This window comes from Pseudomonas sp. P4_C3 (genome assembly GCF_056402075.1).
On sequence record NZ_JBFUIC010000136.1, the window covers coordinates 1 to 12028 of the forward strand.

Here is a 12028-nt window from a genome sequence, read left to right on the forward strand (position 1 = left end):
TTTGACCGGTATGTCACGGCTATCGCTAATAGAAGCAAGGTTGTCCCAGCGCGCATTGACGCTTGATTGGCCCCGCCTCACCTCGCAGCACAATCAGCGGGCGCGCCTCAGAAAATGCCCTCGTTCTCCTTCCGTCAGCCATAAATACTGCCGCACATTGCATTGTGCGTGGCTTGCCAGCGCACCATAAAAGCCCGCAAAGGCGTAGAAACAGGGGGTGGAGCGCCCGAGTCTGGAGCGTCCCGCAAAGTCTGCTGAGCAAGCCCTGCAAAACGGTGGTTTGTACCAAGCAGCCTATACTTTTAACAGTTTATGCATGGTCTCTTGGTGTTGTAATAAATCCGTGATGCAGCGTTGCACCGATGCTTCCAGAGCGGAGTAACTGCTTGCCCCGTCATGACCTCAACAATCATTAAGGACCGCACTCATGAGCTTTCTTCGACCCAAGTTTATTACCTTTGACTGCTATGGCACGTTGACCAACTTTCAAATGGGAAACATGACGCGCGAACTGTTCGCCGATCGTGTCCCTTTTGAGCAAATGGATCAGTTCGTCAAGGACTTCTCCGCCTATCGTCTGGATCAGGTGATGGGTGACTGGCGGCCGTATGATGAGATCATCAAGACCGCCCTGGCGCGCGTCTGCAAGCGTTGGGGTGTCGAGTACCGGGGTGAAGGCCAACTCTACTACGACGCCGTACCGACTTGGGGGCCACATGCCGACGTACCGGCCGGCCTGGCAAAAATCGCCGACAAGATTCCCTTGGTGATTTTCTCCAACGCGATGGACGAGCAGATCATGTCCAACGTCGACAAGCTCGGCGCTCCCTTCCATAAAGTCTTCACCGCCCAACAAGCCCAGGCCTACAAGCCGCGCCTGGCCGCCTTCGAGTTCATGCTCGATAACCTCGGCTGCGGGCCTGAGGACGTTCTGCATGTGTCCTCGAGCTTCCGTTACGACCTGATGCCGGCCAACGACATGAAGATCAAGAACAAAGCCTTCGTTGCTCGTGGTCATGAACAGCCGGCGAATGCCGTTTATGGCTACCACCAGATCCCGGATATCGGCGCATTGCCCGGGTTGGTCGGTCTCTAAGTCTCAAGGCACTCTTCAAGGCAAAAGGGGTTAGACATGGGCAGTGAGTCCTATTGGCTCGATACCGCACCRCAATTCACCGGTGCACAGCTCGGCGCATTGCCCGGGCAGGTCGATGTGGCCATCGTCGGTGGTGGTCTCACTGGCCTGGCCGCGGCCCGAGCCCTGGCCTTGAAGGGGGCCAGTGTGGTGGTGCTGGAAGGAGGGCGGGTGATTGGCGAGGCTTCGGGGCGCAATGGTGGCCACTGCAGCACCGGCGTTGCCCAAGACTACGCGGCACTCAGCGCCAGCCTCGGCGCTGATAAGGCGCGTGCTTATTACCAAGCCTATGAAAGCGCCGTACAGAGCGTCGTTTCATTGGTGGAGCAGGAGCAGATTGCCTGCGACCTACAGCGCAATGGCAAGCTGAAGCTGGCCGCCAAACCGATGCATTACGAAGGTTTGGCGCGCACCTGCGAATTGATTCGGCGGGAGGTCGACGCCGAGGTCGAGTTGCTCTCTCCAGAAGAAGCCCGTGCTGAAGCCAACTCGGCCCAGTTCCATGGAGGCATGCTGCAGCGCAACGGCGTGCAGATGCACGTTGGGCGCTTCGGTGTCGGGTTGGCCGAGGCGGCAGCACGTCACGGCGCATTGATCTTTCAGGGCGTGTCAGTGACGGATTGGAAGGCCAGTGCCGGCGGCTATCAGGTCAATACCACCAAGGGCTCGCTACACGCCACGCAGATTCTGCTGGCCACAGGCACGTGCCAGCAGGGCGGATTGGGCTGGTATCGGCGGCGGATCGTGCCGGTGGGCAGTTTCGTGATCGCCACCGAGGTGCTACCGCAGGCCCTGATCGACAGCTTGCTACCGGCACGGCGTTCCTATGTCACCAGCCGCATGATCGGTAACTACTTCCGCCTGACACCGGACAACCGCTTGCTGTTTGGCGGTCGTGCCCGGTTTGCCATGTCCGACAGCATTTCCGACGCCAAGAGCGGCAAGGTATTGCAGGCGGCGATGGTCCAGATGTTTCCGCAACTGGCTAGCGTGAAGATCGATTACTGCTGGGGTGGCCTGGTGGATATGACCTCCGATCGGTTACCCCGCGCCGGGCAGCATGGAGGGGTTTATTACTCCATGGGTTACAGCGGTCATGGGGTGCAAATGTCGGTGCACATGGGGCAGGTCATGGCTGAGGTAATGGCCGGTAAGGTCGAGGCCAATCCGTGGCGCGAACTCGATTGGCCAGCCATTCCCGGGCATTTCGGAAAACCCTGGTTCCTGCCTCTGGTGGGGGCGTATTACCGCCTGCAGGACTACCTGCACTGAGTTCATGGTGTTGCTTTACGTTTCAACCACGCTGCGCTTAATCAGCAGCACTTGAGCCTGATMATTGACGAAAGGTAGGACTGACATGACTGACAAAAAAAATAATATCGACTCCCAGCTGATCACCGGTGAAGAAAGTCTGCGCGTTTTCGAAGGGCTCAATCGCGGCATGTCACGCCGCAATGCATTGCAGATGCTGGGGTTGGCCGGGGTGGCTGTCGCGGGCGCCAGTAGTCTGTTCGGCGCCGCTGGCAAGCTGTTTGCCGATGATGAGGCTGCAAGCCCTGGCAAAGGCAAGCCCGGCGGTCGTATCCGCGTCTCAGGCTCGTCCAGTTCCACCGCCGACACCCTGGATCCGGCCAAAGGTTCAGGCTCCACCGACTACGTGCGCCATTACATGTTCTACAACGGTCTGACGCGTTTCGACAGCCATATGGTGCCGCAACTGGAGTTGGCCGAGCGTATCGAAACCACTGACGCCACGCTCTGGGTGATCAGCCTGCGCAAGGAAGTGACCTTCCACAACGGCAAGGCGCTGACCGCCGCCGACGTGGTGTTTTCGCTGTTGCGGCACAAGGATCCACTCACCGGTTCCAAGGTCCTGCCGCTGGCGTCGCAGTTCGCCGAGGTCAAGGCCGTCGGTACCCACGAAGTGCAGATACAATTGAGCGGCCCGAATGCTGAATTGCCGTCGGTTCTTGCCGTCTCTCACATGTTGATCGTTCCCGAGGGTACGAGCGATTTCAGCCAGGGCATCGGTACCGGTCCGTTCAAGGCCAAGGAGTTCCAGCCCGGGGTGCGTTCGATTGCTGTGCGCAATACCAATTACTGGAAACCCGGCTTGCCCTATCTGGACGAGATCGAATTTATCTCAATTGCCGATGAGTCGTCACGGATCAACGCCCTGTTGTCGGGCGACGTGCACATCGTCAACGAGGTTAACCCGCGCTCAACGGTTCGCATCAAGGCCAGCCCCAAGCATCGGGTCGTGGACTCGCCGTCGGGTAACTACACTGACCTGATCATCCGTCAAGACCAGATGCCGGGCCAAAGCCCGGAGTTCACCCAGGCCATGAAATACTTGATGGACCGCGAGCAAATCAAGTCGGCGATATTCCGTGGCTACGCCCGGGTTGGCAACGATCACCCGATCGCACCGGGTGCGCGCTTCTTTAACGCCGACCTGCCACAACGTGCCTACGATCCGGAAAAAGCCAAGTTCCTGCTCAAAAAGGCCGGCATGGAAAGCATCACGATGCCGCTGATGTGCTCGCCGGCCGCGACCGGTTCGGTGGACATCGCCGTGCTGTTGCAGCAGTCAGCCAAAGAGGCTGGACTCAAGCTCGACGTCAACCGTCTGCCGAGCGATGGCTACTGGTCCAATCACTGGGCGAAGCACCCGCTGAGCTTCGGCAACATCAACCCGCGCCCCAATGCCGACATGCTTTTCTCGCAGTTCTTCCAGTCGACAGCACCCTGGAATGAATCCGGCTGGAAAAACGAACAGTTCGACCAGCTGTTGGTACAAGCCCGAGGTGAAACCGACGAGGCCAAGCGCGGCAAGATGTACGCAGATATGCAAACCCTGGTGCATGAGCACAGCGGTATCGGCGTGCCAGTGTTCATCAGCAACATCGATGCCGCCGATCAGCGAGTCAAGGGCTACGGCACCAACCCTCTAGGCGGTTTCATGGGGTACATGTTTGCCGAGCAGGTCTGGCTGGACGCTTGATGAAAGTCGGGTTTTTGCTGCAGCTACATTGCATGAGGATAGGGTGATGAATAGCAACACACTGTGGTTGATCGGCCGGCGCTTGGGCACGGCGATCGTGACCTTGTTGATTGTGTCCATGGTGGTGTTCGCCATCACGGCGGTGCTGCCGGGAGACGCGGCACAACAGTCTCTGGGGCAATTCGCCACGCCCGAGCAGGTGGCAGCCTTGCGCCTGAAAATGGGGCTGGATCAGCCCGGTGTGTTGCGTTACCTGCACTGGTTGATGAGCCTGCTTGGCGGTGACATGGGGCAGTCGGTATCCAACGCCATGCCGGTCCGCGACTTGATGGCCGGGCGTCTGCCCAACACCCTGATGCTGGCGGCCGCCACGGCGCTGGTATCAGTGCCGGTGGCGTTGATTCTGGGCATCGGTTCGGCCATGGGCCGGGGCGGGCGCATCGACAGTGTCCTCAGCTTTTTTACCTTGACCATGGTGGCGGTGCCAGAGTTTCTGGTTGCGACCCTGGCGGTGCTGATTTTCGCGGTGAACCTGGGTTGGTTGTCGGCGTTGTCCTACGCCAGTGACATCACGTCACCCTGGCAATTCATGCGCACTTACGCCTTACCGGTGATGACGCTGTGCTGCGTGATTGTCGCGCAAATGGCACGCATGACCCGGGCGGCGGTGATCGATCAGCTCGACAGCCCTTACGTGGAAATGGCCCGGCTCAAAGGTGTGAGCAAGATCCGGATCGTTCTACGCCATGCCTTGCCCAACGCCATCGGGCCCATCGCCAATGCCATCGCCTTGAGCCTGTCTTACCTGTTGGGCGGGGTGGTGATCGTTGAAACGATCTTCAACTACCCCGGCATCGCCAGCCTGATGGTCGATGCCGTGACCAACCGCGACATGGCCCTGGTTCAAGCCTGCACCATGTTGTTTTGTACGGCGTATTTGACGTTGGTGCTGATTGCCGACCTGTGCGCGATTCTTTCCAATCCGAGGCTGAGAAATCAATGAACAATCTCATTGTGAAATCGCCGGCTACTACCAAATTGGCGCAGGGCAAGGTTTCCCACGGATCGTCCTGGCTCGGCCTGATCGGCGCTGCGATGTGTGTGATCTGGTTGCTGGTGGCCATCTTCGGCCCATGGCTGGCACCGCATCCGGTGGGGGAAGTGGTCTCTGATAATGTCTTCGACAACCTGAGCGCTGCTTACCCGTTCGGCACCGATTACCTGGGTCGCGACATGCTCAGCAGGATCCTCGTCGGCGCACGATTCACCGTCGGCCTGGCCTTGGTGGCGGCGGTGTTGGCCAGCGGTCTGGGGACCAGCTTCGCGTTGCTGTCGGTGGTGTCGCCGAAGTGGCTGGATGAGTTGATCAGTCGCTTGATGGACGCCTTCATTTCGATCCCCAGCAAGATGCTGGCGTTGATCATGGTCTCGGCCTTCGGCTCCTCGGTCACCTTGCTGATCTGCACGGCGGTATTGAGCTTCACCCCGGGTGCATTCCGCATCGCCCGCAGCATGGCGGTGAACATCGAAGCGCTGGAATATGTGCAAGTGGCCCGTACTCGCGGCGAGCGTCGGCTGTACATCGCCTGCGTGGAAATCCTGCCGAACATGCTCAACCCGGTGCTGACGGACCTGGGCTTGCGCTTTGGCTTCATCGTGCTGCTGCTCAGTGGCATGAGTTTCCTGRGGCTGGGTGTGCAACCGCCGGATGCCGATCTCGGGTCGCTGGTGCGCGAAAACATCGGTGGTCTCAACCAAGGGGCACCGGCCATCGTGATTCCGGCGTTGGCCATCGGCACCCTGACCATCGGTGTGAATCTGTTTATCGACCGACTGTCGTCGCGACGTAGTCGACGTTCGGGAGGTCATTGAAATGAGTGAGTTAATTAAGGTTCAGGACCTGCGAGTGGTCGCCTGTGGCGAGCTTGGTGAGGTGGAAATCGTCAAGGGCGTAAGCTTCTCCCTGCAGAAAGGCGAAGTGCTGGCGCTGATCGGTGAGTCCGGCTCCGGCAAGACCACTATCGCCCTGGCGTTACTCGGTTATGCCCGACGCGGTTGTCGGTTGGCGGGCGGGGTGGTGCAGATCGGCGAACACGACATGCTGGCGTTGAGCGAAGGCGAGCTGCAAGGCTTGCGCGGCAACCGTGTGTCGTACATCGCCCAGAGCGCCGCCGCGGCGTTCAATCCGGCGAAAAGGCTCATCGACCAAGTCGTGGAGGGTGCGTTGATTCATGGTCTGGGCAGCAGGGCTGTGCTTGAGGCCAAGGCCATCGAGTTGTTCCGCGACCTGGCCCTGCCAGACCCCGATCACATTGGCCAGCGTTACCCTCATCAGGTTTCCGGCGGGCAACTGCAACGGGTGATGGCGGCCATGGCGCTGATCAGCGATCCATTGCTGGTGGTACTCGACGAACCGACGACGGCACTTGATGTGACCACCCAAATTGATGTACTGCGGGCGTTCAAACGGGTGGTCCGTGAACGTGGCGCGACGGCAGTCTACGTGTCCCACGACCTGGCGGTAGTGGCGCAGATGGCCGATCAGATCGTGGTGCTCAATGGCGGCGAGATCTTCGAACAGAGCGCCACGRCACCCTTGCTCAAAGGCCCGACCCACGAATACACCCGCAGCTTGTTGGCGGCAGCACGGCCGGACACCACTATCCGTCCACCCTGCGGTGTTGCTGAAGACACTCCTTTGCTGACCATCCAGGGTCTGACCGCCGGTTACGGCAACAAGAACGCGCATGGCATGCCATCGATCCTCGTATTGGAGGATATTGATCTGACCGTGCGTAGGGGCCAGGCGATTGGCGTCATTGGTGAGTCAGGTTCTGGCAAGTCGACTTTGGCACGGGTGGTGGCCGGGTTGTTGGAGCCGGCGCTCGGGGGACTGACCTTCGATGGCCAGCCCTTGGGTGGCAGCCTGTCGTCGCGCACCGATGAGCAGTTCCGACGCATTCAAATGGTCTTTCAGAATGCCGACACCGCACTCAACCCGATGCACAGCGTCAGCACGATTCTGAGTCGCCCGCTGAAGATGTATTTCGGCCTCAAGGGTGCGGCATTGCGCGAGCGTATCGGTGAGTTGCTGGATCTCGTTCGTTTGCCGCGCACGATGGCTGAACGTCGTCCGAACGAACTGTCCGGCGGGCAAAAACAACGGGTCAATCTGGCCCGGGCCCTGGCCGCCAAGCCGGATCTGATTCTCTGCGACGAGGTGACCTCGGCACTGGATACCGTGGTCGGTGCAGCGATTCTCGAACTGTTGCGCGACCTGCGTCAGCAACTGGGCGTGTCCTATCTGTTCATCAGCCATGACATCTCCACCGTGCGAGCGCTGTGCGACGACATCGTGGTGATGTACAGCGGCCACAAGATCCAGGCCGGCAGTCGCCAGTCGTACGCCCAGGCACCGTTCCACCCCTACACCGACTTGTTGATCCATTCGGTGCCGGAGTTGCGTCAGGGCTGGCTGGAAAGCTGTGGAACAACGACCTGCGGCACGCTGCCGCCCATTGGTGCAAAAGCCAATGTGCCGGGGCTGTGCACGTTCCTCAATCGCTGCCCGGTGCGGGTCGACGGCCTGTGCAATTGTGTCCCGCCGGACCGTCGGATGATCGTTGGCGGCAGTGAAGTCCTTTGCCATCACGACAGTGCCGAGCTGCTGAAAACTCAGCAGGATTCCAACAGCATGACCGTGGGAGCCTATGCATGAACGGGCGTTTCGTAAGGCTGGCCGAACAGGGCCGGCCCATCATCAAACTTCAGGTAGACGGCAAACCTATCGAGGCGCTGCAGGGCGATACGCTGATGGTCGCGTTGCTGACTCAGGGTTCGGCCTTGCGCCAATCGGAGTTCGATTCTGGCCGCCGCGCCGGTTTCTGCTTGATGGGCGCGTGTCAGGACTGCTGGGTCTGGACCCGCAGCGGCGAACGTCTACGCGCCTGTTCCAATGAGGTCCGTGAAGGGCTGGATATTGTCACCACACAACCGGAGGCGATATGGCCACTGCGCGGCTGAACCCTCATCGAGTCGTAATCGTCGGCGCCGGGCCGGCCGGTACACGTTGCGCCGAAACCCTGGTCGCCGCTGGATTCAAGCCCATCCTGATCGATGAAAATCGCCGGGATGGCGGGCAGATCTACCGGCGCCAACCCGAAGGGTTTACCCGGGATTACGCCACGCTGTATGGCACCGAAGCCGCCAAGGCCAACGACCTGCACCAGAGCTTCGACCGTTTGCGCGGGCAGATTGATTATCGTCCGGACACACTGGTGTGGAACCTGACGCCGGGGCAACTGTGCTGTGTCAGCCAGGGCAAGCACTCGACGGTGGATTACGACGCGCTGATCCTCTGCACCGGCGCCACCGACCGTTTGATGCCGATTGAAGGCTGGCAGTTAGCGGGCACGTATAGCCTGGGCGGTGCGCAGATCGCCCTGAAATCTCAGGCTGTGTCCATCGGCCACAGCGTGGTGTTCATGGGCAGCGGGCCGTTGCTGTATCTGGTTGCCAGTCAGTATGTGAAGGCGGGAGCCAAGGTCGCGGCAGTGCTCGACACTTCGCCGTTGAGCAAACGGATCCTTGCCATGCCGAAACTGCTGGCGCGCCCGGGGTTGCTGTTCACCGGGATGAAACTGTTGGCGCAGCTTTACCGGGCGAAGATCCCGGTGCACCTGGGCATTTCACCGCTTCAAGTGCTAGGCGATGCGGCCAGCGGTGTCAGTGGCGTACGCGTGCGCACGGCGCGCGGTGAGACCTTGACGGTGGATTGCGATGCCGTGGCCCTCGGTTATCACCTGCGTCCGGAAACTCAATTGGCCGACCTGGCCGGTTGCCGTATGCGCTTCGATGAAGCGTCGAGCCAATGGTGGCTGGCCACGGATGAAGACGGCCGGACCTCGGTCAGCGGCGTGTATGCCGCCGGTGACGGCTCGAAGATTCGCGGTGCCGATGCGGCCGAACACGCCGGGAGGCTGGTGGCCATGGCGCTGCTGGAGGATCAGCAGCAACCGATGAACGTCGGGTTGCGCGACGAACAACGGCACGCGCTGGCGGTGATGGATGAATTTCGCCTCGGCCTGGCGCAGGCGTTTCCCTGGCCCTCCGCCCAGGCCAAAGCGCTGCCGGACGAGGCGATCGTCTGCCGCTGCGAAATGATCACGGCCGGCGAGTTGCGTCGGACCGTCAGTGAGAAGGGGGCCTGTGAAGTCAATCGGGCCAAGGCCTTCAGCCGGGTCGGCATGGGCCGCTGCCAGGGCCGTTATTGCTCCCAGGCCGGGGCAGAGGTGATTGCCGCCGCCGCGGGCGTCAGCGTGCAACAGGTTGGCCGACAACGGGGTCAAGCGCCGGTCAAACCCCTTTCGATACTCACCGAGGAGGTGTCGCCATGACGGTACAGAAAGCCGATGTCGTGATTGTTGGCGGCGGCCTGATGGGCTCAGCGGCGGCGTTTTTCCTGCGCCTGCGCGGGCAGTCGGTGATCTTGCTGGAGCGCGACCAGATCGGTCAGTACGCCAGCGGCGTGAATTTCGGCAACGTGCGACGTCAAGGGCGATACCTCGGGCAGCTGGAACTGGCCAATCGTTCCTGGGCGTTATGGAAGCGTCTGCCAGAACTGATTGACGATGACCTGGAATTCATCGCCAGTGGGCATATGCGGGTGTGTTACCGCGAAGACGAGATCGCCGAGCTGCAAGCCTACGCAGACGCCCCTGAGGCAGAGCAGCTGGACCTGAAGATCTTTAGTGGCGACGAATTACATAAGCGCTTTCCGTTTCTCGGCCCGGATGTGAAAGGCGGCTCCTATGCCCCCCACGATGGGCACGCCAACCCGCGTCTGGCGGCCCCGGCGTTTGCCCGCGCGGCACGACGCCTCGGTGCGCAGATCGAAGAGCGCACGGAAGTGGCCGAGGTGCAAAAGGTCGGCGGCGAGTTCAGTATCAGCACCACCGACGGTCGTCAGTTCAGCGCCGCCCAGCTGTTGATCACCGCTGGCGCCTGGGGCCAAAAACTCTCGGCGCAATTCGGCGAACCGGTGCCGCTGGAAACCCATGGTCCGCAAATGGCCGTGACCGAGCCAGTGCCTTACGCCTTGCCGACAGTCATCGGTGTCTATACCAGGATTCCCGAGGAAGTGATTTATTTCCGCCAAATACCCCGTGGAAATATCATCATCGGTGGCGGCTATCGCAGCGAGCCGGACATGCTCAACCGCCGGGCCTATGTCGAGCCGCGCAGCATTCTCAATCAATTCGATCAGATGCGTCGCCTGCTGCCGGGTGTCGGCAACCTGAACATCATTCGGGTCTGGAGTGGTATCGAAGGTTACCTGCCTGATTCACTGCCCGTAATGGGGCCGAGCGGCACCGTTGATGGTTTGTTCTATGCGTTCGGTTTCAGCGGTCATGGCTTCCAGCTCGGCCYGGGCGTGGGCGACGTGATGGCGGAACTGATCAGCACCGGCAGCACCAGCACTTCGATTTTGCCGTTCTCCATCAACCGGTTCGCTTCTTCAGTCGAGCAACGGAGCAAGGCCTCATGAAGCCTCGTGTACTGGAGATTCTTAAACACCTGATGGCCTTTGAAAGCGTTTCTGCGGAATCGAACATGGCCTTGATTGAGTACGTGCGCGATCTGCTGCTGAGCAAGGGCATCGAGTCGCTGATCGTCAAGGACACCAGCGGTAAAAAGGCCAACCTGTTCGCCAGTACTGGTCCGCGGGAGGTGCCGGGGATTCTGCTGTCCGGCCATACCGACGTGGTGCCGGCAGCGGGGCAGGCCTGGACCTTTCCAGCGTTTCAGGCGACCGTGCAGGACGGTCGGATCTATGGCCGTGGCAGTTGCGATATGAAGGGCTTTGTCGCGTTGGCTATCGACGCCATGCTCGATGCCGCCGATCATCCGTTGAGTCGGCCATTGCAACTGGCGCTGTCCCACGACGAAGAAATCGGCTGCGTGGGTGTTCGACGCTTACTGGATGTATTGCATCTGGCGCCGGTGCGGCCGTTTCTGTGCGTGATCGGTGAGCCGACCAACATGCAGTTCGTGCTCGGGCACAAGGGCAAGGGTTCTTACCGCACTTACTGTCGCGGTCTGGAAGCGCATTCCTCGCTGGCGCCGCGTTCGGTCAATGCGATTCATGTGGCCTGCGATTTCATCGCGGCACTGCGTCAGAGCCAGCAGCAACTGCAAGAGCAGGGCGCCCAGGATGCCGACTATGACGTGCCCTACAGCACCGTGCATGTCGGGCAGATTGTCGGCGGCAAGGCGCTGAATATCGTGCCGAACCTGTGCACCCTGGATTTCGAAGTGCGTAACTTGCCAGCGGACGACCTGGATCAGTTCCTGGAACAGATGCGCGAGCGTGCCGAACTGATCGTTCGCGAAGCCAAAAAGCTGTCCAGCGTGGCGGATATCGAGATCGAAACCCTGAACGTCTATCCGGGCCTCGATACCCACCCGAGCGTTGAAGCGGTGCGTTTTCTGAAAAACTTTGCCGCGCCGGACACCGGCACTGCCAAAGTTTCATTCGGCACCGAGGGCGGGTTGTTCAAACAACGCCTGGATGTGCCGGTTGTGGTCTGTGGCCCGGGCTCGATAGAACAGGCGCACAAGCCTGACGAGTTCATCGAGATCAGCCAGATGGAAGCCGGCGAGCACTTTCTGCAAGGGTTGTTGGGCTCGATGCGGCTCTAGTGTCCCGCTTGCTGACACCGAACATTGATCGGTGTACATATCCGTTTTTGCGGTCATGGCCGCTGGCGGTTTCGCTTTTACAGCGAGTCACTTTCGAAAAGCGCGAAAGTAACCAAAGCGCTTCTGCCCCTTTCGTTCGGTGCCTCGCCTAGGCTCGGCATGCCCTCGCTCCGGTCCTGCTCCGTGGG

At 60.4% G+C, this 12028-nt stretch carries 10 protein-coding genes; all 10 read left to right on the forward strand.

What is annotated here, in order from left to right; translation table 11 throughout:
- Positions 1 to 427: 427 nt before the first annotated feature.
- Positions 428 to 1096, forward strand: a complete 669-nt coding sequence (locus AC1DVH_RS19555; protein ID WP_150752413.1) for a haloacid dehalogenase type II — start codon at positions 428 to 430, stop codon at positions 1094 to 1096.
- Between the two features lie 36 nt (positions 1097 to 1132).
- On the forward strand, positions 1133 to 2407 hold the full coding sequence (locus tag AC1DVH_RS19560) for an NAD(P)/FAD-dependent oxidoreductase (RefSeq protein ID WP_477755194.1): 1275 nt from the start codon (positions 1133 to 1135) through the stop codon (positions 2405 to 2407).
- 85 nt (positions 2408 to 2492) lie between these two features.
- Positions 2493 to 4139 carry an ABC transporter substrate-binding protein gene (locus AC1DVH_RS19565; protein WP_477755195.1) on the forward strand — a complete coding sequence of 549 codons (1647 nt, stop codon included), beginning with the start codon at positions 2493 to 2495 and terminating at the stop codon, positions 4137 to 4139.
- Positions 4140 to 4185: 46 nt separating this feature from the next.
- A complete protein-coding gene (locus tag AC1DVH_RS19570; protein ID WP_477755196.1) occupies positions 4186 to 5142 on the forward strand; it encodes an ABC transporter permease in 957 nt (318 codons plus the stop codon).
- Positions 5139 to 6011 carry an ABC transporter permease gene (locus AC1DVH_RS19575; RefSeq protein WP_477755197.1) on the forward strand — a complete coding sequence of 291 codons (873 nt, stop codon included), beginning with the start codon at positions 5139 to 5141 and terminating at the stop codon, positions 6009 to 6011. Before AC1DVH_RS19570 ends, AC1DVH_RS19575 begins: the two co-directional genes overlap by 4 nt.
- Position 6012: 1 nt before the next feature.
- Complete coding sequence (locus tag AC1DVH_RS19580; protein ID WP_477755198.1) at positions 6013 to 7857, forward strand: ABC transporter ATP-binding protein; 1845 nt, start codon at positions 6013 to 6015, stop codon at positions 7855 to 7857.
- Positions 7854 to 8162: a (2Fe-2S)-binding protein gene (locus AC1DVH_RS19585; protein WP_052964739.1), complete on the forward strand. Its 309-nt coding sequence runs from the start codon at positions 7854 to 7856 to the stop codon at positions 8160 to 8162. The genes AC1DVH_RS19580 and AC1DVH_RS19585 overlap by 4 nt, the downstream gene beginning before the upstream one ends.
- Positions 8144 to 9535: an FAD/NAD(P)-dependent oxidoreductase gene (locus tag AC1DVH_RS19590; protein ID WP_477755199.1), complete on the forward strand. Its 1392-nt coding sequence runs from the start codon at positions 8144 to 8146 to the stop codon at positions 9533 to 9535. Before AC1DVH_RS19585 ends, AC1DVH_RS19590 begins: the two co-directional genes overlap by 19 nt.
- The gene (locus tag AC1DVH_RS19595) at positions 9532 to 10686 is read left to right on the forward strand and encodes an NAD(P)/FAD-dependent oxidoreductase (RefSeq protein ID WP_477755200.1); all 1155 of its coding nucleotides are present in this window, start codon (positions 9532 to 9534) and stop codon (positions 10684 to 10686) included. The genes AC1DVH_RS19590 and AC1DVH_RS19595 overlap by 4 nt, the downstream gene beginning before the upstream one ends.
- Positions 10683 to 11840, forward strand: a complete 1158-nt coding sequence (argE, locus tag AC1DVH_RS19600) for an acetylornithine deacetylase (protein ID WP_477755201.1) — start codon at positions 10683 to 10685, stop codon at positions 11838 to 11840. Before AC1DVH_RS19595 ends, argE begins: the two co-directional genes overlap by 4 nt.
- Positions 11841 to 12028 lie beyond the last annotated feature (188 nt).